Raw genomic sequence first — 24,179 nt, 5'->3', positions numbered from 1 at the left:
CAAAGCGTGGAGAAGGCACGTTCAACTTTTTCCTGGACAGCGCCGGTCCCGAAGCGGGCGGCGCTCTGGCTCGCCTTCCTGGCGCCGCTCTTCTATCTGAGCTATGGCGGCGCCAATTGGCTGGCATCGCAACGCGCTCATGTGCCGAACGTCGCCTTCGCATGGGAAAGCGCCATTCCGTTCCTCGGATGGACGATCATTCCATATTGGTCGATCAATCTGTTCTATGCACTCTGCCTGTTCATCAACACGACGCCGCGCGATGTGGATCGGCTGGCGAGACGTTATCTGACGATCCAGATCGTCGCCGTCGCCTGCTTTATCGCGTTTCCGCTCGAGGCGACCTTCGTGCGGCCGGCAACGAGCGGCTTGCCGGGTTTCATGTTCGCCGTCCTCGGCGGCTTCGATAAGCCGTTCAACCAGGCGCCGTCGCTGCATATCGCGCTCCTGGTGGTGATCTGGGATCATCTGCGCGGGCGGTTGCCGCGCAAGGCACGACTTCTCTGGCACGTCTGGTGCTTCCTGATCGGTGCCTCCGTGCTGACCACGTGGCAGCATCAGGTCATCGACATACCCACCGGCATGCTGCTCGGTCTGTTTGCCGCCTGGCTTTTTCCGCGCGATGCCGGTTCGCCGCTGGCGAATTTGACGATGAGCGGCGATCCAAAGTCGCGCCGTCTCGGCTTCTATTATCTGTGCGGTGCCATCGCATTTCTCGGCCTTGCAGCGCTCTGCACGCCTTTATCGGCAGCAGCGCTTCTGTTGCTCTGGCCGGCTATTGCGCTGGCGATCGTCGCAGTCGGATATTTCGGCGCCGGCCCGCAAATATTCCAGAAACGCGTCGATGGCCGGGCCACGCTTGCCAGCCGCTGGCTGCTCGCACCCTACCGGCTCGGCGCTCTCATCAACATTCGGCTCTGGACCCGGAGAATGCCGGCATCGGTGGTGATCACCGACGGCGTCCATCTCGGTCGTTTTCCGCGTCGCAACGAGGCCGACCGCTTTACCACGGTGATCGATATGACCGGCGAACTTCAGCGCCCGGGCGGGACGCGCGCGCGCTGGTGCAGCTTTCCCGCCCTTGATCTGACAGCCCTCGACAAGATCCAGACGCTTGCCGCGGCAAACCTCATCGAGACCGAGCGCCAGCACGGACCGGTCCTCGTCTGCTGTGCGCTCGGTTTCCAGCGGAGCGCCTGCGTCATCGTGCGTTGGCTGCTCATCACCAGGCGTTGCGAAGATCCAGCCGAAGCCGTGCGGCGGATCGAACGGGCAGGGCGGCGTGTTCATCTGCCCGTGGAAAGTATCCATGCCGTGACGGAGGGCTTGCAATGACGCAGTGGAATGCCACGGCCTCGGCGGCTGCGCGAAATCTCGGCCGCAATTCGATCTGCTGTGGCCTGGCAGCGCTGCTGCCACTGATTGCCGGCCCGATCGCCGTGGAATATCGCGGCTTCGTTCCATCGCTCGGCTGGCTCTTGATGCTCGTATTCTGCGTGCTGGTCCTTGCGCTGGCGGTCCATCTCCTCTTCGATGCGCTGCTGTTTCGCCTTGCGTCGAGCCATGAGACGGAGGCCGCCGGCCTTGCCGCCGTCGACGACCTGTTGTCGCGGATGCAGCTTCGCAAGCCTGGCAGGACGCCGCCCGGCCTGGAGAGGCGGATTGCCGGGTCGCGCCGCATCGTCTGGCGGCAGCGTTTTGCCCTCGCCATCTGCCTGGTGATTTTCGCGATCCTTCTATTCAATGCGAACGACGGCCTGCCGCGATGCTGAATCGCCTGCGGTCGATATAAGCGCTCGCCGGTGCGTGTCTGGCAGGTTATTGCCGGCCGTCGATGATCGAAGAATTCACATCGTTGATGTCGCGTTTGCCGCACAGCGCCATGGTGATGTCCATCTCCTTGCGGATGATGCCGAGCGCCAGCGACACGCCTTGCTTGCCCATGGCGCCGAGACCATAGAGGAAAGGACGGCCGATATACGTGCCCTTCGCGCCGAGCGCTACTGCCTTCAGCACGTCCTGGCCGGAGCGGATGCCGCCATCGAGATGGACTTCGATGCTGTCGCCGACGGCATCGACGATCTTCGGCAGCATGCTGATCGAGGAGGGCGCGCCATCAAGCTGGCGGCCGCCGTGATTGGAGACGATGATCGCGTCCGCGCCGGTATCGACGGCTGCCTTGGCATCTTCCGGATCGAGTATGCCCTTGATGATCAGCGGGCCGCCCCATTGCTCCTTGATCCAGGCGACGTCAGCCCAGGACAGCCGCGGGTCGAATTGCTCGTGCGCGAACGTGGATACGGAGGCGACATTTGTGACATTTTTCGCATGACCGACGATGTTGCCGTAGTATCGGCGCTTCGTCTGCAGCATGTCGAGGCACCAGAACGGCCGCATCGCCATCTGCCAGATATGTTTCGCGGTTAATTTCGGTGGGGCCGAGAGGCCGTTGCGCAGGTCCTTGTGGCGCTGGCCGAGGATCTGCAGGTCGGCCGTCAGCACCAGCGCCGAACATTTGGCGGCCTTGGCGCGACGGATGAGGTCGAGGACGAAATCCTTGTCCCTCATCACGTAAAGCTGGAACCAGAAGGGACGCGTCGTTGCTGAGGCGACGTCCTCGATCGAGCAGATGCTCATCGTCGAAAGCGTGAAGGGAACGCCGAATTCTTCCGCCGCGCGCGCCGCCAGCATCTCGCCGTCGGCATGCTGCATACCGGTCATACCGGTCGGCGCGAGCGCCACCGGCATCGACACTTTCTGACCGATCATCGTCGTTTCCAGCGTGCGGTTGCTCATGTCGACCAGCACGCGCTGGCGCAGCTTGATCCGGCTGAAATCGCTTTCGTTCGCGGCATAGGTCGACTCCGTCCAGGAGCCTGAATCCGCATAGTCGAAAAACATCTTCGGAACGCGGCGCCGGGCGAGCTTCTTCAGGTCGGCGATGGTGAGCGGAGTGGCCATGAATGGAACCTTCACATCTGAACGCGGCTATCGGCGTAACATGAAATTCGGAAGGGCGTTATGGGAAACTAGAGCCTTTCCGGGTAGATTGAAGCATTCTGCCGGAGCAGGTTTTCTTCAGGGCAAAGGCGATTGGCGACGGGCATACCCAGGGTACGTCCGAGCCGATCGCCTTTGATCCTGGCGCAAAGATGCCCGGCCCTCCGGGTTGGCGAAACGGGCCGGCTGATCGACCGGCCGGCTTGGCCGTAGAACTGGGCTACGACGCGCGCCGGCCGGTCGACTATCCGACGCCGTTTGAGCCAACAGAATGCTTCAATCTAATACGGAAAGGCTCTAGCCGCGTCAGACAGCTTACACGGTCCCGCTTTGGGGGCAGCCGATATCGTCAAAGCCCTGCTTTCAAGGCAATACCGGCCACGTAGGTCTCGGCGATCGCCCGGTCGTCGCCCATCGTCTGCAAGAGGAAGAGTTCCTCGGGCAGCGTCTTCACCACTTCCATCTTCAGCGCCATGGCCGGGGTCGCGGTCGCATCGAGGACGACGAGATCGGCTTCGGTGCCGGGTTCCAATGTGCCGATCCGGTCCGTCAGCGACAGCGCCTCGGCATTGCCGCGGGTCATCAGGTAATAGCTTTCCAGCGGGTTCAGCCGTTCGCCGAGCAACTGCTGGATCTTGTAGGCCTCATCCATGGTCTTCAGCATCGAATAGCTGGAGCCGCCGCCGATATCGGTCGCCACGCCAATGCGGACCGGCTTTTCACGTCGTGCCAGCGCCTTCAACGGAAACAGGCCGGAGCCGAGGAAGAGGTTCGAGGTCGGGCAGTGGACGGCAACGGCGCCCGTCTCGCTCATGACATCGGCTTCACGCTCGGACAGGTGGATGGCGTGGCCGAAGAGGCTCTTCGGTCCGAGCAGGCCGTAGCGGGCGTAGATGTCGGTATAGTCGATCGCCTCGGGATAGAGCTCACAGGTGAATTTGATCTCGTCGTGGTTTTCCGAAAGATGCGTCTGGATGTGCAGGTCGGGAAATTCGCGGACGAGAGCTGATGTCGCTTCCATCTGCGCCGGCGTCGAGGTGATGGCGAAGCGCGGGGTGATGGCGACGTGGTTGCGGCCCTTGCCGTGCCAGTCCGCGATCACCTGGCGGGTCTCGTCGTAACCCATCTCCGGCGTGTCGAGCAGGCCCTGCGGGGCGTTGCGGTCCATCATCACCTTGCCGCCGACCATGCGCATATTGCGCTTCATCGCCTCGGCGAAGAAGGCATCGGCCGAGGTCTTGTGCACGGAGCAATAGGCAACTGCCGTCGTCGTGCCGTGGCGGATCAGCTCGTCGTAGAAATGCGTGGCGATCCTTTCAGCATGCGCGCTTTCGACGAACCGGCATTCCTCGGGGAAGGTGTAGCTGTTCAACCATTCGAGCAGGTTGGCGGCATAGGAGGCGATGACCTGCATCTGCGGAAAATGCAGGTGCATGTCGATGAAGCCGGGCATGATCAGATGCGGACGATGGTCGATCTCGGCCGCGCCTTCGGCTGTTTTTGCCTTGACCTCGGCATAAGGGCCGACCGCTGCGATCAGCCCGTCCGTGATCAGCAGGCCGCCATCCTCCTCGTAGAGATAGCTTTGGCTGTCGGTCAGGCTCAGCGGCGCGCGGTGGAAGGACAGCAGGCGGCCGCGCAGGAGTGTTGTCGTCATTGTTTCTTGCCTTCGACTGCGCTTTCGAACCAGGCGACGAGCAGCTTGCGTTCGTCAGGCGTAATATCGGTGATGTTGCCCGGCGGCATGGCATGGCTGCGGCCCGCCTGTATATAGATTTCGCGGGCATGGGCGGCGATTTCCGCGTCATTTTCGAGCATTACGCCCTTCGGCGGGCGGACGATGCCCTCATAGACGGGCTCGGCCGAATGGCACATGGAACAGCGCGTCGAGACCAACTGCTTGACGGCCGGAAAATGCGGATCGCCGGCGAATTGCTGGAAGGCGGGGGCGACGGCTGCCGCATCCGTTTCGCCGGTCAGCAGCTTCGGCACGGTCGAAAGCCACATGATCAGGATGAAAAGGATGACGGTGACGATCCAGGTCCAGGTCGGCCGCCCTTTTCTTGCATGGGTGGTGTTGAACCAGTGGCGGATGGTGACGCCCATCAGGAAGACCAGGGCGGCGATCACCCAGTTGAACGCCGTGCCGAAGGCCAGCGGATAGTGGTTCGACAGCATGAAGAAGATGACGGGCAGCGTCAGGTAGTTGTTGTGCAGCGAACGCTGCTTGGCGACCTGCCCGTATTTCGGATCGGGCGTCCGCCCGGCGATGAGATCGGCAACGACGATCTTCTGGTTCGGGATGATGATCATGAAGACGTTGGCCGACATGATCGTCGCGGTGAAGGCGCCGAGATGCAGGAAGGCGGCACGGCCGGTGAAAAGCTGCGTATATCCCCAGGCCATGAAGACGAGCACGACATAGAGCACCGCCATCAGCCCCCAGGTGTTGCGCCCAAGCGGGGATTTGCAGAGCAGATCATAGACGATCCAGCCGAAAACGAGCGATGCCAGCGAGATCAGGATCGCCACCGGCGGGCTGATATCGAGCACATGCCGGTCGATGAGGAAGAGATCGGCGCCGCCGTAATAGACGATGCAGAGCATCAGGAAGCCTGATATCCAGGTGAAATAGCTTTCGTATTTGAACCAGGTCAGGTGCTCCGGCATTTGCGCGGGCGCCACCAGATATTTCTGGATATGATAGAAGCCGCCGCCATGGACCTGCCATTCCTCGCCATAGGCGCCGGGCGGCAGATGCGGGCGTTTCACCAGCCCGAGATCGAGCGCGATGAAATAGAAGGACGATCCGATCCAGGCGATCGCGGTAATGACATGGAACCAGCGCGCCGCGAAGGCGAGCCATTCCCATGCTATGGCATATTCATACATCGAGTTCCCCTATCTTCCTCCGACTCGTGACATTGCGGAAATTTTGGCGGGGAGGGAAGAGGAGATTGAAAGACTGCACATGCGAACTGATTTCCGCAACGGTGGCGAGGCCGAAGGAGCAATGGAATGATTACCGCGCTCTACAGCGATCAGTTCATCGCCGATAACGCGCCGATGGACCGGCGGCTTGCCGCGCTCATTCTGTCGCGCGGCCACCGCATCGGCTATATCGCTTCTGGCCCGGAGCCGCAGCGGGAGTTTTTCAACGAGAAACGGCAGTATTATCTCCGCTACGGGCTTTCCCTCGATCTCTTCCTCGATCTCGACGCGCTTTCCGGTGAGGAGGAGATCGGCCGGCTGTTTTCCTGTAGCGCCATTCATCTCACCGGCGGCCACACCGGCGATTTTCTGAGACGGCTGCGACAAAGCGGCATGCTGGAGAAGCTGCGCGCATGGGCGCGTGACGACGGTATTCTTATCGGAACCAGTGCCGGGGCGATTTTGATGACGCCGACGATCGCCGCAGACGCGCTCTTTTCCGGCGGTTCCCCTGATACGGTGCGGGATGGCGCGGCTCTCGATCTGGTGCCCTTCGAGTTCTTTCCGCATCTGAACGACGATCCCGACTATCTCCCCGCGCTGCTGCGCTACAGCGAGACGACGGCAAATTCCATTCTCGCGTGCCGGGACGGCGAGGGTCTCATCCTCGGCAACGGGCTCGTCGAAATCTTTGGCGCTCCGCTGATGATTTCCGCCGGTTTTGCCGAAGCTGCCGATCGCGGCCGGATCGCCGATCTGCTGTGCCGTGCCTAAAAGCTGCCGAGAAGACTGTGCATTATCCCCGTCTTGTACTCGGTCTGCTATTATAGCGAACCTCGAAACGACGACGACTCGATTACAGTTATGTTTAAGGCCGCCGGAATAAATAAGAAACGTTAGATCATCGGCGGCGCATTCATCAACGGAGAAGATGCCCATGCGCAGCATTCTGACGTGTGTGATGATTGCGTATGCGTCGCTGGCGACGGCTCACGACGCACCTTCCGGATGGAGTTATGACCCCTATTGTTGCAACGGCGACAGTCATAATGGCGATTGCCAAATGATCCCTTCGAAAAGCGTGGCGGTGACGCCGGGCGGATATCGTGTAACCCTGCTGCCGGGCGACCACCGGCTGGTCACGCATGCTCATGTCTTCCTGCTGCCGATGACGAAGGCGATGCAATCCGGCGACAACGACTATCATCTCTGCCTGTTCCCAAACGAAGATACGCCGCGCTGTTTCTATGCGCCGGAAATGGGATATTGACGTTTGGCCACAGTATCGGACCCGGCTGTTGAGCCGGGTCCGGTCATGACGGGAAGCATTTCCGTCTTTCTTCGAATCACGAAAATGCTCTCTCTTTGTTTTCCGCGCAATTCCCGGCAAAAGCGTTTCACGCTTTGCCTGGCAAAACCGCTTCACCCCTTTCCAGGAATTGCTCTAGTTTCCAGCGATCTTCATCTCGTCGAGGATCCAATTGCGGAAGGCCTTGATCTTCGGCACGTTGCGGCGGTTTTCCGGATAGACGAGCCAGTAGGCCTTGCCGTCGCTGCGCGTCAGTTCGAAGGGCTGGTAGAGCCGGCCAAGGGCGATCTCGGCCGCATAGAAGGCCGGATGGAGGATGGCGACGCCGTGGCCGGCGATGGCGGCATCGGCTTCCACAGCCTGGGAGCCGAGCTGGTTGCGCGGGCGGCGATCGAGATCCGTCTCGGTGACGCCGGCTGCCTCGAACCATTGTTTCCACCAGATGTCGCCGGCGTCGAAGAGATCGAAATTCAGGAGATCGCGCGGCTCCTTGATGCCGCCTGCCGATTCCGCCAGCTTCGGGCTCAGCATCGGGGTGAACTCCAGGCCCATCAGCCGGTGCAGCACCAGCCCCGGCCAGTTGCCGTCGCCCCAGCGGATGCCGACATCGATCTGCTCGCGGGTAAAATCGATGATGTCGGAGCTCGCCTGAAAGCGCACCGCGATCGCCGGATGCTTCAAGTGGAAAGAGCCGAGGCGCGGCGCCAGCCATTTCGAGGCGAAGGTATGGGTCGAACTGATGGCGAGCGTGCCTTCGACGCTGTCGCGCGCCGTCGCCATCGCGTCGTGCAGCATGGCAAAGGCTTCGGTCACCTTCGGCGCCAGCCGCTCGCCGGTCTCCGTCAGCGCGATCTGGCGGGGACGGCGCAGGAAGAGCGGCTCGCCGACATTCTCCTCCAAGAGCTTGATCTGGTAGCTGACGGCCGTCTGCGTCATGCCGAGTTCGTCGCCCGCCTTGGTGAAACTTCCCAGCCGGGCAGCGGCCTCGAAGACGCGCAGCGCATTCAGCGGGAATTGTTTGGAGAGTTTCATGGATAAGTTCTCTTGATGCAGGCAGACGGTCGTTCGATTGGAATTGCAGCATTTTTACCGTCAAACTGCAACTCATACCATCAAACCATCGAGGTGATGTCATGGATTGCTATGTTGTCGAACAGAGCCCGCCGCAGCCGACCATCGGAATTTTCCGGCGCATCGGCGGCCGGCTGGCGCGGATCTGGCGCATGCCCAGCCTCGATCTCGACGCGGCGCCGGATCGCGTCAAGCGCGATCTCGGTTTCCTCGACGGGCGCGATCCCTATTACGAGGACGAGCGCATGCGGTAGGCAGCGAGCGCCGTCAGGATCTCGGCGGCGGTCATGGCGGCGATCACCTCAGGGCGCTTGTCCCTGACTTCAGAGCCGCCGATCGGCAGCGTCAGCCGCTCCAACCAGCCGCGCTCTCCGCTGCCCTCGCGGGAAAGCCAGCTTGCGAAGGTGGCGCGTTTGGTCGCCGAGCCGATCATGCCGGTATAGGCGAGGTCGGTCCGCTCCAGCGCCTCGCGGGCAATGAGGAAATCCAGCGCATGGTCGTGTGTCAGGATGATCACCGCGCCGCCGGCGGCAATATCCTTCACCAGTGCTTCCGGCATCGGCACGAGCCGCGTCTTGGTTTCATCCGGCAGATTGGCGAGTTCTTCCTGCCGCGTCTCGACGACCGTCACCGACAGCGGCAGCGGCGCCAAGGCCGCGGCCAGCGCCCGGCCGACATGACCGGCGCCGAAGAGATAGACCTGCGGCAGACGCTCGATCTCACTGGTTCGCCTGGCGTCGATTTCTTCGGCGACCGCCTGTGTCATCCGGCGAAACCGCAATTGCGTGCGCCCGCCGCAGCACTGGCCGATGTCGGGGCCGAGTGGGATATCCATCTCCACCATTCCGCCGGTTCCCGCCAGCATCTCCCGCGCATTGCCGATCGCCATGAACTCGAACTGGCCGCCGCCGATCGTGCCCCATAAGGCGGTTGGCGATACCAGCATGAAGGTGCCGGCCTCACGCGGGGTGGAGCCTTGCGTGCCGGTGATGTCGATGAGGATGCTGTCCGGGTGGGTGGCGATGAAGCTGGAGAGGTCGGTCATGGGTGGAGGGCCGATGGGTTGGCCGCCGAGGCCAACAAACGAGCCGGACGCGTTTCCATCTGCTACACCCGCTTCATCCGCTCGACCGCCATCAGCACCCGTTCGGGCGTCGCCGGCGCGTCCAGCCTCGGGCAGACCTTGTAGTCGGCGACACTTGCCACCGCCATCGACAGGGCCTCCAGCACTGAGATCGCCAGCATGAAGGGTGGTTCGCCGACGGCCTTGGAGCGGCCGATGGTGGCCTCGGTGTTCTCCGACCACTCGGCGAGGCGCACGTTGAAGATTTTCGGGCGGTCGGAGGCGAGCGGAATCTTGTAGGTCGAGGGCGCATGGGTGCGCAACCGGCCCTTGGCATCCCACCAGAGCTCTTCGGTCGTCAGCCAGCCCATGCCCTGCACGAAGGCGCCCTCGACCTGGCCGAGGTCGATCGCCGGGTTCAGCGAGCGGCCGACATCGTGGAGGATGTCGGTGCGGTCGATCAGATATTCGCCGGTCAGCGTGTCGATCGACACTTCGGTGCAGGCGGCGCCGTAGGCGAAATAGTAGAAGGGCGTGCCGCGGCCGGCCTTGCGGTCCCAGTGGATCTTCGGCGTCTTGTAGAAGCCGGCGGCGGAAAGCTGGACGCGGGCGAAATAGGCCTGCTTGATGAAATCGGGGAAGGGGATCTCGATTTCGCCGACACGCACCCGGTTCGGCAGGAAGACGACGTCGGCGGGGCCAACGTCCCATTTTTCGGCGGCGAAGGCCACCAGCCGTTCCTTGATCTGGCGGGCGGCGTCGAAGGCTGCCATGCCGTTCAGGTCGGAACCGGAGGAAGCGGCGGTGGCCGAGGTGTTCGGCACCTTGGCCGTCGTCGTCGCGGTGATCTTCACCCGGTCGATATCGACCTGGAAGCTGTCGGCCAGCACCTGCGCCACCTTGGTGTAGAGGCCCTGGCCCATTTCGGTGCCGCCATGGTTCAGGTGGATCGAGCCGTCCTGGTAGATGTGGACGAGGGCGCCGGCCTGGTTGAAGGCGGTCATCGTGAAGGAGATGCCGAATTTGACCGGCGTCAGCGCGATGCCCTTTCTGATATAGCGGCTGTCGCGGTTGAAGGCGATGATGGCATTGCGCCGCGCCCGGTATTCGGCGGTTTCCTCGAGCTCCTCGACGACACGGGCGATGATATTGTCCTCGACCTCTTGGTGGTAAGGCGTGAGCGTGCGCCCGGAGCCCGGCTGGCCGTAGAAATTCAGCTTGCGGACATCGAGCGGATCCTTGCCGAGGGCATAGGCGATCTCCTCGATGAATCGCTCGGCGCCGAGCATGCCCTGCGGGCCGCCGAAACCGCGGAAGGCGGTGTTGGAAACGGTGTGGGTTTTCAGTGGCTTTGAGACCAGGTGCACATGCGGGTAGAAATAGCTGGAATCGGCATGGAAGAGGGCTCTGTCGGTTACTGGTCCCGACAGGTCGGAGGAGAAGCCGCAGCGCGCCGCATAGGTGGCGTCGACCGCGTGGATGCGGCCATCGGCATCGAAGCCCACCTCGTAATCGACGAGGAAATCGTGGCGCTTGCCGGTGGCGCTCATGTCCTCGTCGCGGTCCGGGCGGAATTTGATGGCGCGGCCGAGCTTCTTGGCGGCGATGGCGGCGAGGGCTGCGAACTGGTTGCCCTGCGTCTCCTTGCCGCCGAAGCCGCCGCCCATGCGGCGGACATTGACGGTCACGGCATTGGAAGGGATATCGAGCACGTGGCCGACGATATGCTGGATCTCGCTCGGATGCTGCGTCGAGGACCAGACGGTCACCTCGTCGTCCTCGCCGGGGATCGCCGCGGCGATATGACCTTCGAGGTAGAAATGCTCCTGGCCGCCGATGCGCATCTGACCTTTCAGACGCATGGCGGCATTCGTCATTTCCGTTTCCGGCTCGCCGCGCCGGAGCGTCATTGGGGTGATGACTAGCGGGCTGCCATTGGCCAGTGCCCCGTCGATATCGCTCCAGTGCGGCAGGTCGCGATAGTCGATCTTTGCCAGCCGCGCGGCGCGGCGGGCGGCATCCCGCGTCTCGGCGATGACGGCAAAGATCGGCTGGCCGTGGAACTGAACCAAAGTCTCGGCCAGCAGCGGCTCGTCATGGCTGCCGTTGGAACTGACATCGTTGACGCCGGGCACGTCCTTGCCGGTGAAGACCCAGACGACGCCGGGATAGGCGGCGACTTCGGACAGGTCGATGCCGGTGATTTCGGCATGCGCCCGGTCGGAGAGGCCGAGGGCGCCGTGCAGAAGGCCGGCGGGTTCGGGGATGTCGTCGATATAATCGGCGGTTCCGGTGACGTGCTTATGCGCTGAATCATGGCGCAGCGAGCCGTGCATGGGGCCTGATATGATGGCCTTGCGGTCTTCAAAGGTGGACTTGTCCATTAGCGGTGTCCTTCGAGTATGACGAAGGGGAGTGTCGTTGCCTCATACTCCCTCATTCCTGTGCTCGTCACAGGAATCCAGCCACCGCGCGTCGGCGCGGGGAATGACTCATATGACGGCAAAGTAAGGTCTCCCGCGCCCAAGGACTTGGGCGCTCTGGATTCCTGTGACAAGCACAGGAATGAGGGAGGGGAGGCGACCGCGACCGTTCCCATCGAAGCCTGCGACCAGGTCTTGGAGATCAGGCTGAAGATCGATTTTTCCATCACGCCACCTCCTCGAACCGCTTCAGTTCGGCCGGCGCGCCGACGGTCTCTAGATAGAACCGCGTCAACAGGTTCTTTGCCGTCAGTTGCCGGTATTCGGCCGTAGCGCGCCAGTCGGTGAGCGGCTGGTAGTCGGCGTCGAAGGCGGGGCGGGCGGCCTCGATCGTCGCTTCCGTCCAGGGTTTGCCGATCAGTTCGGCCTCCACCGTGCGGGCGCGTTTCGGTGTTGCCGCCATGCCGCCGAAGGCGATGCGGATCTCGGTGATCACCTCGGCGTCGTCGAGCGTCAGCAGGAAGGCGCCGAGCACGGCGGTGATGTCCTCGTCGCGGCGCTTGGTGATCTTGTAGGCGGCAAAGTGGCTGGTTGCCTTGGGATAGGGCACGAAGACGCTTTCGACGAATTCGCCGGGTTTCCGGTCTTGTTGGCCATAGGCGATGAAGAAATCCTCGAGCGGCATTCTGCGCTGGCCTTGCAGGGACCGCAGCGTCAGCGTCGCGCCGAGCGCGATCAGCGGCGGCGGACTGTCGCCGATCGGCGAGCCGTTGGCGATATTACCGCCGATCGTGCCCATGTTGCGCACCTGTTCGCCGCCGATGCGATCGATCAGCCGCCCGAGCGCCGGGATTTTCCTGGAAAGCGCCTCGAAGGCTCTGGTGTAGCTGACACCGGCGCCGAGGGTAACGCCGTCATCGCCTTCCGTGACCGATTGCAGTTCGCTCAAGTGATTGATGAAGACGACCGGGCTCAGCTTGCGCATCTGCTTTGTCACCCAGAGGCCGACATCGGTCGAGCCGGCGACCACAATGGCGCCGGGCTCCTGCGCGAGGATTTCGGCGAGCGCCTGGAGCGAAGCCGGCACGATCAGCCGGTCTTCGCCGCTCGCAATCCTGATCGTGCCGCTCGCCTGCATGGCCCAGAGCCGCGCGATGATTTCCGAACGCGTCCGCTCCAGCGGGTCGAAGAGCGCGCTCGGCCGCATCTGGCTCACCTGCTCGGCCGCCTTGACGATCGGCTCGTAGCCCGTGCAGCGACAGAGATTGCCTTGCAGCGCCTTTTCGATTTCCTGACGGTTTGGCTTTTCCTTCGTCAGCCAAAGGCCGTAGAGCGACATGACGAAGCCGGGCGTGCAGAAGCCGCATTGCGAGCCATGGCAATCCACAAGTGCCTGCTGCACCGGATGCAGCGCGCCGTCGCGGCCTGCCAGGTGCTCGACGGTCACCACATGGGTGGCGTGCAGCGAGCCCATGAAACGGATACAGGCATTGACGGATTCGTAGGCGAGCTTGCCATCGGCCAGCCTGCCGACGAGCACGGTGCAGGCGCCGCAATCGCCTTCCGCGCATCCTTCTTTGGTGCCCGTCAGCCGTCGCTTCAACCGCAGAAAATCGAGAAGCGTCTCGGTCGGCCCGACATCGGTGAGCGCGATGTCTTCGCCATTAAGGATGAAGCGGATGCTGTCGTTCATGATAGTCCCGGTTGTTTTTTCCAAATGGTTAAGCCGCCGTCCAGCCACCGTCAATCGAGATGTGGGTTCCGGTCACTTGGCGGGCGGCGTCGCTGGCGAGGTAAAGCGACAGTGCGCCGATCTCCTCGGCCTTGACGAATTCACGGGTCGGCTGCGCCTTGAGGATGACCTCACTCTTCACCTGTTCCTCGGTCATGCCGCGCGCCTTGGCGGTATCCGGGATCTGCTTCTCGACCAGCGGCGTCAGCACATAGCCGGGGCAGATGGCATTCACCGTCACGCCGAACTCGGCAAGCTCAAGGGCTGCCGTCTTCGTCAGGCCCAATATACCATGTTTTGCCGCGACATAGGCGGATTTGAACGGGGAGGCGACGAGCCCGTGGGCCGAGGCGATGTTGATGATGCGGCCATGCTTCTTCGCCTTCATCAGCGGAATGGCGGCGCGCATGGTGTGGAAAGAGCTCGACAGATTGATGGCGATGATCTGGTCCCATTTCTCGATCGGGAAATCCTCGATCTTCTCAACATGCTGGATGCCAGCATTGTTGACCAGGACGTCGACGCTGCCGAAGGTCTCGGCAGCCGTTTCGATCAGGTCGGCGATCTCGGCGGGCTTCGTCATATCGGCGGGATGATAGAGCGCCCGGCCTTTGGACACTGATTCAAGCCGCGCGACGATCGCCTTGATTTCATCGGCATTTCCGAAACCGTTGATGACGACGTTGTCGCCGGTTTCGGCGAAGGCCGTGGCGATCGCAAGGCCGATGCCGCTGGTGGAGCCGGTGACGACGACTGTTCTGCTCATGCTGTTTCTCCCGAGATCGCGATGCTGCGTTGCAACGTTAGGGGCGAGGTTATGCCTAAAGCCCGCGGGCTGGCAATTCCGCTTTATTCGCTTTTCTCGCTTGCATCCGTGTCCTATTGATTTGTCACGACAATCGACATGGAGCATTTCGGTTTTTCTCCGAATCACGGAAATGCTCTATCTCTTTGTTTCACGCAATTCCGGACGCAAACCGCTGCGCACTTTTGCTGGAATTGCTCTAGCGGGAGGGTTTTCATGAGCGGATATGTTCTGGCGATCGATCAGGGAACGACATCGACGCGGGCGATCGTATTCGATGGCGACATGCATGTCGCCGGCAAGGGCCAGAAGGAATTCACTCAGATCTATCCACGCTCCGGCTGGGTCGAACACGATCCCGAGGAGATCTGGGATTCGGTCGTCTCCACCGTCCATATGGCGTTGCGCGAGGCTGGAATCACGGCCAAGGATATTGCCGCGCTGGGCATCACCAACCAGCGCGAAACGGTGGTCGTCTGGGAGCGCGGGACGGGCCGGCCGATCCAGAACGCCATCGTCTGGCAGGACCGGCGCACGGCAAGCTATTGCGACAATCTGAAACGGCAGGATCTCGAGCGGCTGTTCACGAAGAAGACCGGCCTGATCCTTGATCCCTATTTTTCCGGCACGAAACTTTCCTGGATGCTCGCCAATGTGAAGGGTGCCAGGGCGCGTGCTGCCAAAGGCGATCTGTGCTTCGGCACGATCGACACCTTCCTGATTTGGCGGCTGACCGGCGGCAAGAGTTTCGTCACCGATGCCACCAATGCCTCACGCACGCTGATGTACAATATCGCCGAGAACGCCTGGGACGAGGATCTGCTCGATATACTGCGAGTCCCGGCAGCCATGTTGCCGGAGGTCAAGGACTGCGCCGCCGAATTCGGCATGGTCGATCCCGATATCTTCGGCGCCGCGATCCCGATCCTCGGTGTTGCCGGTGACCAGCAGGCGGCGACCGTCGGCCAGGCGTGTTTTCAGCCAGGCATGCTGAAATCGACCTACGGCACCGGCTGTTTCGCGCTGCTGAACACCGGCGCAGATATGGTGCGTTCGAAAAACCGGCTGCTGACCACCATTGCCTATCGCCTGAACGGCGAGACGACCTATGCGCTTGAAGGGTCGATCTTCATCGCCGGTGCCGCCGTGCAGTGGCTGCGTGACGGGCTCGGCATCATCGGCAAGGCCGGCGATACCAACGCGCTGGCTGAAAAGGCCGACCCGACGCAGGAGGTCTATCTCGTGCCCGCCTTCACCGGCCTCGGCGCACCGCATTGGGATGCCAAGGCGCGTGGCGCGATCTTCGGGCTGACGCGCAACAGCGGCCCGGCGGAGCTTTCCAGGGCGGCGCTTGAAGCCGTCTGCTACCAGACCCGTGATCTGCTCGATGCCATGCAGAAGGACTGGAAGAACGGCGGCGACGACACGGTGCTGCGCGTCGACGGCGGCATGGTCGCCTCCGACTGGACGATGCAGCGGCTTGCCGACCTGCTCGACGCGCCGGTCGACCGTCCGGTCATTCTCGAAACGACGGCACTCGGTGCGGCCTGGCTCGCCGGCAGCCGGGCAGGGGTTTGGCCGGACAGGGACGGTTTCTCGGCCACGTGGAAACGGGATCGGCGGTTCGAGCCCGACATGGACGAGAAGCTGCGGGCGGCAAAGCTCAAGGGCTGGAAGAATGCGGTGAAGCGGACGCTGAGCGAAATCTGAGGGATCTTCCATGCTGACCGAACCGCCGATACTGGTGCCGCCGCGGCTTAAGGCGGGCGACAAAATACGCTTCGTTTCACCCGCCAGTACGCCGGAGAAGGAAGCAGTCCTGGCGCGGGCGAAGGTGCTGGAAAGCTGGGGCTTCCATGTCGATTTTGGATCGCATGCCTTCGACAAATTCGGCTATCTCGCCGGTAGAGACGAGGACCGGCTGGCCGATCTCAACGAAGCGCTGAGAGACCCCGAGGTGCGCGCGATTTTTGCGACGCGCGGCGGCAAGGGCTCCTTTCGCATTTCGGAGCAACTTGATTTCGAGGCAGTACGGAGGGATCCAAAACCACTCGTAGGTTTCAGTGATATCACCGCCCTGCATCTGGTGCTTTGGAAGGAATGCCGGCTGGTCGGCGTCCACGGAGCCTTGATGGACGATGCGACTTGGCCATCTGACACTAATAGCGGTGGCGATTGCCTGTTTCGTTTGCTGACGAGCGGGGCGGATTACGTGCTCGATGCCCGCGAGAGCGAACCGACAATTGCGACAACGACGGATGGCCTGGCAAGGGGGCGACTGATCGGCGGCAATCTCAGCATGATCGCGACCTGCGCTGGCTGGTCGCTGCCGAATCTGGCAGGTGCTATCCTGTTGATCGAGGCCGTCAGCATCGGCATCGGGCAGGTAGACCGTGAACTGACCATGCTCCGCAAGGCGGGACATCTTGATGGGGTTGCCGGCTTCGCGATCGGACAGTTTACCGGTTTCGACGATGCCCGCTATCCGGTTCTTGTCGACCTCCTGCGCGATCATCTTGGAAGGTTTGAAGTGCCCATCCTTGGTGGATTGCCGCTCGGTCACGGCGACTGGCCGCTTAGCGTGCCGATCGGCGCGATGGCGATACTTGATGCGAGGAATAGGCGGCTTATGGTTTCTCAGTCTGCATTACAGTAACGCTTTTCGTGGCATCGTCGGCATTTGAGCTAGGTGTACGGCATTGATGGGCATTGTACTTGCGCCATTCGGCGGACGTCATGAGGGCAATTTTGTAGCCTAACCCGCAACCCCGGCTAATTCGGCTGAAAGCAAGGCGGTGAGGGTCGCCCGTCTGTTCTCGTTACTTCTGTTTCAACCACGGCGTTGCCGTGCTCCAGGAGATCACGTTCTCGCCGCCGAGTTGGCGCCCGCTAGCATGGCCAGCTGCGGCGCTCCCATCGAGTTCAGTCACTTTCCGATCAATAATTTTTTGATGCACGCTGTCGGTCGAGGCGGTACTCCTTCGTCATTCGGAAAGAGGAGTGATCGATGCTTTACGCAATCCTTTGTTACGCCCATGAGGAAACCGTCTTCGCCTGGACCAAGGAGGAGGAGGCTGCCGTCATGGAGAAGCTTTATGCCGTGCAGGAACCGCTTGCCCAAGCCGGCAAGCTCGGCCCCGTCGGCCGGCTGATGCCGACGACGGCGGCGACCACGGTGCGCAAGGGCAAGGACGAGGCCCTCGTCATCGACGGTCCCTTCGCGGAAACGAAAGAGGCACTTCTCGGCTTCTATGTGGTTGATTTCGACACGCTCGATGAGGCGGTGGCCTTCTCGAAGCAGCTTTCCTCCGTCAATCCCGGCTCCACCTCTTACGAAATTCGGCCTTTCTACGTCTTCAGGCCCGGAGATGCTTCATCATGACAGACATTGCCTGGATCGACCTCGCGCTTGCCTCGGCCCGCCCGAAGGCGCTCGGCGCGCTGCTGCGCTATTTCCGCAATCTCGATACGGCGGAAGAGGCGTTCCAGGAGGCATGCCTGAGGGCGATCCGGACATGGCCGGAAAAGGGGCCGCCGCGCGATCCCACAGCCTGGCTCATCTTCGTCGGGCGCAACAGCGGCATCGATGCCGTGCGCAAGCGGTCGAAGCTCCAGGCCCTGCCGGATGAAGACGTAATCTCCGATACAGAGGATGCCGAAAGCGATATCGCCGAGCGGCTGGACGATTCCCATTATCGCGACGACATCCTGCGGCTTCTCTTCATCTGCTGTCACCCGGACCTGCCGGCGACCCAGCAGATCGCGCTGGCGCTGCGCATCGTCTCCGGCCTTTCGGTGCCGCAGATCGCCCGTGCCTTCCTGGTGTCCGAAAGCGCCATGGAGCAGCGCATCACCCGGGCCAAGGCGCGTGTGGCCAAGGCGGGCGTGCCTTTCGAAACGCCGAGCCCCGAGGAGAGGGCCGAACGGCTTTCGATCGTCAGTACGATGATCTATCTCATCTTCAACGAGGGCTACAGTCAGGCCGATCCCAGGCATGAGGCGGCGGCCTTCAGCGACGAGGCAATCCGGCTGGCTCGGCTGATGCTGCATATGTTTCCGTCCGAACCGGAGCTGATGGGGCTGCTTGCGCTGATGCTTCTGCAGATTTCGCGCCGGCCGGCGCGCTTCAGCGCCGAGGATGAAATCGTGCTGCTCGAGGATCAGGACCGTTCGCTCTGGAACCAGCCTTTCATCAACGAGGCGCTGGCGCTGCTCGACAAAGCGCTGCGTCACCGCCGGCCCGGGCCCTTCCAGCTTCAGGCGGCGATTGCCGCGATTCATTCCCGGGCTAAACGGGCTGAAGATACCGACTGGGTCGAGATCGATCTGCTCTATCGCGCGCTGGAACGTATCCAGCCATCCCCCGTCGTCACGCTCAACCGGGCAGTGGTGATTTCCAAATTGCAGGGGCCGCAGGAAGCGCTCGATCTCGTCGATCCGCTTGGCGAGAAGCTCGACGGCTATTTCTATTATCATGGCCTGCGCGGCAATCTCTTAAAGCAGCTCGGCCGCAACGGCCAGGCGCGAGAAGCCTTCGATCGCGCCATCGCGCTTGCCCAGTCGGCGGCGGAGGCCGCCCATATCCGTCACCAGATCGACAAGATGCAGGAAGATGCCGCGCGGCCGATGGCAAAATAATTCGGCGTGCTGTCGGAATGTCGAACGTCGACGCGTCCTTGCGACAACCTGATACGAAACAGGTTTCATTCAAACGGAGAGATGTTGAAATGACCGCCAGCACGCAGCATGAACTCGTCCTTGTTCGCGAATTCGATGCCCCGCGGGAGAAGATCTACCGGGCATGGACCGATCCCGACCTGCTGAAGCAGTGGTTCGTGCCGCGCCCCTGGGGCGTGGCGGAAGCGACGCTCGACGTCCGCCCCGGCGGTTCCAACGTCATCGTCATGCAGGATCCCGAGGGTAATCAGTATCCGAACCGCGGCGTCTATCTCGAAATCATCGAGAACGAAAAGATCGTCTTCACCGATGCCTATACCAGCGCCTGGGTGGCGTCGGAAAAACCTTTCTTCACGGGCATCATCCTGCTCGAAGAACTCGGCAACGGCAGGACCAAATACACCGCCAAGGCCCTGCACTGGCGCGCTGAAGATAAGGAAGCGCACGAAAAAATGGGCTTCCACGAGGGATGGGGCAAGGCGGCGGACCAGCTGGCGGAACTGCTGGCGACGATGTGAGCGACGGGGACGGCGCGGGTCAAGCCGCACCGTCCCGACGCTTCAAGTGCTGTGTGAGGCCGATTGGAAGATGATTCCGCCGATGCATCGAAGTCGTTGAATTTAGATTCGAATTGTGGTCCGGGCGCGCAGGATTTTGCCCTGTGCTTTCCAAGCTATCCTGTGTCAATCTGCTGGCATGAAGGGCTATGTTTGCATCCTCGCATCTGCACGCAACGGTACGCTCTATACCGGCGTGACGCGTGATCTCGCTGGTCGGCTATGTGAGGAGATTAGTCTTTCGTCGCGCGGACGCGCGACTGCTGGATTCCTGTGCCTGTCACAGGAATCCAGCAGCGCCGTGTCCACGGCGCAAAGACTCCTTTACCGTCATACGCTGAAGGCGTTCACCGCCTGTCCGAAACCGCACGCAGCTATCAAGATTCTCGAACATTTCGTTCCAGAGTTTGTATTTGCGTTCGCTTCTGCCGATCCTTATCTCCGGGCTGAATTCAACGGGATGCCGACAATGGAACTGGGTCTTTATACGTTTGCGGACGTCAATCCGAACCCCTCTCGCAGCAAGGGAGCGGAAGGGGCCGAGCGGCTGAAGCATCTGATCGAAGAGATCAAGCTTGCCGATCAGGTGGGGCTCGATGTCTTCGGGCTCGGCGAGCATCATCGGCCGGATTATGCGGCATCCGCTCCTGCAGTCATATTGGCCGCGGCCGCGGCCAAAACGAAGAACATCCGGCTGACCAGCGCGGTCACCGTGCTCTCCTCCGATGATCCCGTGCGCGTCTTCCAGCAGTTTTCGACGCTCGATCTGCTTTCCAACGGCCGCGCCGAGATCATGGCGGGGCGTGGTTCGTTCATCGAGTCCTTCCCGCTGTTCGGCTACAATCTCGAGGATTACGACCAGCTTTTCGAGGAAAAGCTCGATCTGCTGCTGGCGTTGCGCGACAGCGAGGTCGTGGAGTGGAAGGGCGAGCTTCGCGCGCCGATCAACGGGCGCGGCGTCTATCCCAGGCCGCTGCAGGATCTGCTGCCGCTCTGGATTGCCGTCGGCGGCACGCCGCAGTCGGTGGCACGCGCCGGCGCGCTCGGGCTGCCGGTGGCGCTGGCGATCATCGGCGGTGAGCCGCGCCGTTTCGCGCCGCTGTTCGATCTTTATCGCGAGGCCGCGCGCCGGGCAGGGCAGGATCAGGCGAAGCTGAAAACCAGCATCAACGTTCACGGTTTCATCGCCGATACGACGGCTGCTGCTGCCGACCAGTTCTACGGGCCGCAGGCCGAGGTGATGAACCGCATCGGCCGCGAGCGCGGCTGGGGTCCGACGAGCCGGGCGCAGTTCGACATGTCACGCGGGCCGAACGGTGCGCTCTTCGTCGGCGATCCCGAGACGGTCGCCGAAAAAATCATCGCCCAGCAGGCGCTTTTCAAAAACGATCGCTTCCTGCTGCAGATGGCGATCGGGCCGATGCCGCATGATCAGATCATGCGCGGCATCGAACTGTACGGGACGAAAGTCGCGCCGATCGTCAGAAAGGCATTGACTGAAAAGGGTGAAGGGGCGAAAGCCTCAGCTTGAGGTGGCCGCGGCCGCCCTGCGCACGGCCGGGACAGACGAATGGTTATCGCAAACGACGACGAACTGGTAAAGCTCAAGGAGATCGGCCGCATCTGCGCCAACGCCATCCAGGTGATGGCGGCAGCGATGGAGCCCGGCATGACGACGCTGGAGCTCGACGGGATCGGCCGCAAGGTGCTCGAGGATTCGGGCGCGCGCTCAGCGCCGGAGTTCTGCTACCAGTTTCCGGGCGCGACCTGCATCAGCATCAACGAGGAAATCGCCCACGGCATTCCCGGCCCGCGCGTCATCCGCGCCGGCGATCTCATCAATATCGACGTCTCTGCGGAGAAGGACGGTTTCTTCGCCGATACCGGCGCCTCCTTCGCAATGCCGCCGGTCAAGCCGAAGATCGACCGGCTCTGCCGCGACGGCAAGCGGGCGCTCTGGGTCGGGCTCAATCAGGTGAAATCGGGCGAGCCGCTGGCCAAGATCGGCACCGCCGTCGGCGCCTTTGCGCAGAAAAACCGCTATACGCTGGTCGCCAATCTGGCGAGCCACGGCGTCGGCCGCTCGCTGCACGAGGAGCCGGCCGAGCTTTCGACTTGGCCGGACCCTTCGGAAAAGCGTGTCATGACGGACGGTCTCGTCTTCACTGTCGAGCCCTTCCTGTCGCTCGGCGCGACCTGGGCCGAAGGCGGCGACGATGCGTGGACGCTCTATGCCGATCCGAAGGCGCCGACCGTGCAATATGAACACACGGTGGTGGCGACGCGCAACGGGCCGATGATTCTGACCTTGCCGGATGCGCGGGATTAGGGGCGTGCCTCGCCCTTCGAGGTTAGCATCTCCACGACGCTTTGTGGGGCCACCCACTTCTCCTCCCTCATTCCTGTGCTCGTCACAGGAATCCAGCCAACGCGCGTCTGCGCGGTGAATGAATCCATGCGGGAGTTGAAGAGAGTCTCCCGCGCCCAAGGACTTGGGCGCACTGGATTCCTGTGACGAGCACAGGAACGAGGGAGGAAAGGTTAGCGCACTCGTCAACTCACTGAGCTCGCCGGCCAGCCTTCCTCCTCACCCCCGCGTTTCCAGCCTGCCGCCTTGCAGGATTTCGGTGGCGGCGCGTTCCAATATCCCGGCGATGCGGGCGGCTTCGGGTTTCGACCAGGGATAGCGCATGCGCAGGGCCGAGCGCAGCAGCACGCGGGCGGCGCGGATATCGCCGCCGTCCTGCATGAAATCGCCGTCATCGCCTTCGTCGGCGCCGTGACGGTCGGTTTCGAAGAAACGCTTCACATGGGCCATCTTCTCGCCGATGCGTTCCAGCTTGGCGAAGGTATGCAGGATCATGGCGCGGTTTTCCTCGACGCGGCTGCGGCCGGCCTCGGTGATGCGGTAGAGCTTCTTGGCGCCCTCAGCCTCCACCTCGGCAAGGCCGGTTTCCTCGAGATAGGTGAGTGCGGGATAGATGACGCCGGGGCTCGGCACATAAAAACCGCCCGAGCGCTCCTCCAATATCTTTATCAATTCGTAGCCGTGACGCGGCTGCTCACCGAGCAGGGCCAGGATGACGAGCTGCAGGTCGCCCGCCGCGAATTTGCGGCCCATGCGGAATTCTCCGCCGAACATACCGCCTTTGAAACCTCTCATGGCTTTTCCTTTCATCGTTAGATGTATTGTTAGCTATGTCGTAAGACATATATCGTACGATAGTTCCTTTCAAGTGCGGCCGAGAACCTTTGATGTTTTGGGAAATTGATCAATCGATCAGAATTACTTGATTGTGATGCCGGTGCTGCGGCGCGATAAGCGCTGCATGCTCGTGCGCACCCCTCACTCCCCGCCCAACCTCGTTTCCACCGCCGCCGCCGGCGCCGTTGCGATGGCCGCCGCCATGGGTTTCGGGCGCTTCTCCTACACGCCGATTCTGCCGGGCATGATCAGCGGGGTGCCGCTTTCGGCGGCGGATGCAGGCTTTATCGCCTCGGCGAATTTCGTCGGTTATCTCGTCGGCGCCGTGCTTGCCGCCTATGGCTGGGCGGCGGGGCGCGAGCGGCTGGTGGCGCTGCTGGCGCTGTTTGCCACAGCAATTCTGCTCGCCGCCATGGCCGCCACGGATTCCGTCGCGATCTTTGCAATCATCCGTTTCCTGGCCGGTCTCGCCAGCGCCTTTGCGATGGTCTTCACCTCGTCGATCGTGCTCAGCCACGGGGCGGCTGCCGGCAATGACCATGTGCAGGCGGCGCATTTCGGTGGGCCGGGGGCGGGCATTGCGCTGTCCTCGGTCATGGTGTTTCTGATCGGCCTCGGCTTTCACGACGGGCCGGGTGGTTGGCGGGCCGACTGGATCGGCGGTGCAATCTATTGCGCGGCAAGCCTCGTCGTCGTCTTCCTGCTGCTGCCGTCTGCCCCGGCGCAATCGGCGCAGGCGGGCAAGGAGCCGGCGCTGGTCTGGAACCGGGCGATGGTGCTGCTGACGCTGTCCTACGGCCTGTTCGGCTTCGGCTACGTCATCACCGCGACTTTCCTCGTCACCATCGCTCGCCTTTCTGCAACCGGGCCTTTCGTCGAATTCCTCTGCTGGTTCGTTGCCGGCCTGACAGCGGCGGTGGCGCTCTTTGCCTGGAAGCCGTTGGTCAGACTGCTCGGGCTCGGCGGCGTCTATATCGCGGCACTTCTGGTCGAGGCCGCCGGTGTGCTGGCGACCGTGGCGCTGCCGCCTTCCGTCGCACCGCTGATCGGTGGTGCGCTGTTCGGGGCGACCTTTCTGGCGATCACTGCGTACGGCCTGCAGATCGGCCGCAAGCTTTCCCCCGAGAGCCCGCGGCGGGTTCTCGCCATGATGACCGCCGCCTTCGGCGTCGGCCAGATCGCCGGGCCTGTTGTTGCCGGCTGGATCGCCGAGCGCTCGGGCAGTTTCACCGTCCCGACAGTAATCGCCGCAGTTGCACTCGTCGCCTGCGCTGCAATGGTGATGCCGGTTATCAGGAAAGTCGCTTAACCGGTTACATCTCCGTAACAATCGGCCAAGCCCATTGCTGCTTCCTTCGAACTGCCTTAGTTTCCGGCAAAATCAGTGTTCCACGAGACTCACAGTT

Annotated in this window: 22 protein-coding genes; 13 read left to right on the top strand and 9 right to left on the bottom strand. The window is 62.3% G+C overall.

Annotation, left to right across the window (positions count from 1 at the left end; all coding sequences use genetic code 11):
* Positions 1-6: 6 nt before the first annotated feature.
* Positions 7-1,335 (top strand): phosphatase PAP2/dual specificity phosphatase family protein, encoded by a 1,329-nt coding sequence (locus QMO82_RS17325; protein WP_183607947.1) that lies wholly within the window; start codon positions 7-9, stop codon positions 1,333-1,335.
* Positions 1,332-1,772, top strand: coding sequence for a hypothetical protein (locus QMO82_RS17320; RefSeq protein ID WP_183607948.1), 441 nt, complete (start codon positions 1,332-1,334; stop codon positions 1,770-1,772). The genes QMO82_RS17325 and QMO82_RS17320 overlap by 4 nt, the downstream gene beginning before the upstream one ends.
* 46 nt (positions 1,773-1,818) lie before the next feature.
* On the opposite strand, the gene QMO82_RS17315 is transcribed toward QMO82_RS17320, so the two are convergent.
* From QMO82_RS17315 to puuD, 3 genes are all read right to left on the bottom strand, one after another.
* A complete protein-coding gene (locus QMO82_RS17315; protein ID WP_183607949.1) occupies positions 1,819-2,961 on the bottom strand; it encodes an alpha-hydroxy acid oxidase in 1,143 nt (380 codons plus the stop codon).
* A 388-nt stretch (positions 2,962-3,349) separates the two neighbouring features.
* Positions 3,350-4,657, bottom strand: coding sequence for a guanine deaminase (gene guaD, locus QMO82_RS17310; RefSeq protein WP_183607950.1), 1,308 nt, complete (start codon positions 4,655-4,657; stop codon positions 3,350-3,352).
* Complete coding sequence (puuD, locus tag QMO82_RS17305) at positions 4,654-5,892, bottom strand: urate hydroxylase PuuD (RefSeq protein WP_183607951.1); 1,239 nt, start codon at positions 5,890-5,892, stop codon at positions 4,654-4,656. Before puuD ends, guaD begins: the two co-directional genes overlap by 4 nt.
* Positions 5,893-6,018: 126 nt before the next feature.
* On the opposite strand from puuD, the gene QMO82_RS17300 reads away from it, so the two are divergent.
* On the top strand, positions 6,019-6,705 hold the full coding sequence (locus QMO82_RS17300) for a Type 1 glutamine amidotransferase-like domain-containing protein (protein WP_183607952.1): 687 nt from the start codon (positions 6,019-6,021) through the stop codon (positions 6,703-6,705).
* A 163-nt stretch (positions 6,706-6,868) separates the two neighbouring features.
* Positions 6,869-7,201: a hypothetical protein gene (locus tag QMO82_RS17295; protein ID WP_003565666.1), complete on the top strand. Its 333-nt coding sequence runs from the start codon at positions 6,869-6,871 to the stop codon at positions 7,199-7,201.
* A gap of 174 nt (positions 7,202-7,375) precedes the next feature.
* Here the strand turns inward: QMO82_RS17295 and QMO82_RS17290 are convergent, their stop codons facing one another.
* Positions 7,376-8,272 carry a LysR substrate-binding domain-containing protein gene (locus QMO82_RS17290; RefSeq protein WP_097620811.1) on the bottom strand — a complete coding sequence of 299 codons (897 nt, stop codon included), beginning with the start codon at positions 8,270-8,272 and terminating at the stop codon, positions 7,376-7,378.
* Positions 8,273-8,373: 101 nt separating this feature from the next.
* Here QMO82_RS17290 and QMO82_RS17285 point away from each other — a divergent pair, with 101 nt between their 5' ends.
* Positions 8,374-8,565, top strand: coding sequence for a hypothetical protein (locus QMO82_RS17285; protein ID WP_183607953.1), 192 nt, complete (start codon positions 8,374-8,376; stop codon positions 8,563-8,565).
* On the opposite strand, the gene xdhC is transcribed toward QMO82_RS17285, so the two are convergent.
* The 4 genes from xdhC to QMO82_RS17265 form a co-directional block, all read right to left on the bottom strand.
* Complete coding sequence (gene xdhC / locus QMO82_RS17280) at positions 8,541-9,356, bottom strand: xanthine dehydrogenase accessory protein XdhC (protein WP_183607954.1); 816 nt, start codon at positions 9,354-9,356, stop codon at positions 8,541-8,543. The genes QMO82_RS17285 and xdhC overlap by 25 nt on opposite strands.
* Before the next feature lie 62 nt (positions 9,357-9,418).
* Entirely contained in the window at positions 9,419-11,758 is a 2,340-nt protein-coding gene (xdhB, locus tag QMO82_RS17275; protein WP_183607955.1) for a xanthine dehydrogenase molybdopterin binding subunit, read from the bottom strand.
* 265 nt (positions 11,759-12,023) lie between these two features.
* Positions 12,024-13,490, bottom strand: a complete 1,467-nt coding sequence (gene xdhA / locus QMO82_RS17270) for a xanthine dehydrogenase small subunit (protein WP_183607956.1) — start codon at positions 13,488-13,490, stop codon at positions 12,024-12,026.
* Between the two features lie 28 nt (positions 13,491-13,518).
* Positions 13,519-14,295 carry a 3-hydroxybutyrate dehydrogenase gene (locus QMO82_RS17265; protein WP_183607957.1) on the bottom strand — a complete coding sequence of 259 codons (777 nt, stop codon included), beginning with the start codon at positions 14,293-14,295 and terminating at the stop codon, positions 13,519-13,521.
* A 255-nt stretch (positions 14,296-14,550) separates the two neighbouring features.
* On the opposite strand from QMO82_RS17265, the gene glpK reads away from it, so the two are divergent.
* The 7 genes from glpK (at position 14,551) to map (ending at position 21,897) form a co-directional block, all read left to right on the top strand.
* A complete protein-coding gene (gene glpK / locus QMO82_RS17260; RefSeq protein WP_183607958.1) occupies positions 14,551-16,044 on the top strand; it encodes a glycerol kinase GlpK in 1,494 nt (497 codons plus the stop codon).
* 10 nt (positions 16,045-16,054) lie between these two features.
* Entirely contained in the window at positions 16,055-16,990 is a 936-nt protein-coding gene (locus QMO82_RS17255; RefSeq protein ID WP_183607959.1) for an LD-carboxypeptidase, read from the top strand.
* A 351-nt stretch (positions 16,991-17,341) separates the two neighbouring features.
* The gene (locus QMO82_RS17250; RefSeq protein WP_183607960.1) at positions 17,342-17,716 is read left to right on the top strand and encodes a YciI family protein; all 375 of its coding nucleotides are present in this window, start codon (positions 17,342-17,344) and stop codon (positions 17,714-17,716) included.
* Complete coding sequence (locus QMO82_RS17245) at positions 17,713-18,972, top strand: RNA polymerase sigma factor (RefSeq protein WP_183607961.1); 1,260 nt, start codon at positions 17,713-17,715, stop codon at positions 18,970-18,972. Before QMO82_RS17250 ends, QMO82_RS17245 begins: the two co-directional genes overlap by 4 nt.
* Positions 18,973-19,061: 89 nt before the next feature.
* Entirely contained in the window at positions 19,062-19,529 is a 468-nt protein-coding gene (locus QMO82_RS17240) for an SRPBCC family protein (RefSeq protein WP_183607962.1), read from the top strand.
* Positions 19,530-20,037: 508 nt separating this feature from the next.
* On the top strand, positions 20,038-21,099 hold the full coding sequence (locus QMO82_RS17235) for an LLM class flavin-dependent oxidoreductase (protein WP_183607963.1): 1,062 nt from the start codon (positions 20,038-20,040) through the stop codon (positions 21,097-21,099).
* Between the two features lie 39 nt (positions 21,100-21,138).
* Positions 21,139-21,897, top strand: coding sequence for a type I methionyl aminopeptidase (gene map, locus QMO82_RS17230; RefSeq protein WP_183607964.1), 759 nt, complete (start codon positions 21,139-21,141; stop codon positions 21,895-21,897).
* A gap of 258 nt (positions 21,898-22,155) precedes the next feature.
* Here map and QMO82_RS17225 read toward each other — a convergent pair whose 3' ends face one another.
* Positions 22,156-22,731 (bottom strand): PadR family transcriptional regulator, encoded by a 576-nt coding sequence (locus QMO82_RS17225; protein WP_183607965.1) that lies wholly within the window; start codon positions 22,729-22,731, stop codon positions 22,156-22,158.
* A gap of 166 nt (positions 22,732-22,897) precedes the next feature.
* On the opposite strand from QMO82_RS17225, the gene QMO82_RS17220 reads away from it, so the two are divergent.
* Positions 22,898-24,082: a YbfB/YjiJ family MFS transporter gene (locus QMO82_RS17220; RefSeq protein WP_183607966.1), complete on the top strand. Its 1,185-nt coding sequence runs from the start codon at positions 22,898-22,900 to the stop codon at positions 24,080-24,082.
* Positions 24,083-24,179 lie beyond the last annotated feature (97 nt).

The organism is Rhizobium sp. BT04, assembly GCF_030053135.1.
Taxonomy (GTDB): domain Bacteria; phylum Pseudomonadota; class Alphaproteobacteria; order Rhizobiales; family Rhizobiaceae; genus Rhizobium; species Rhizobium binxianense.
Note: the sequence above shows the minus strand (reverse complement) of the source record. Positions and strands in the feature narration are given on the sequence as shown.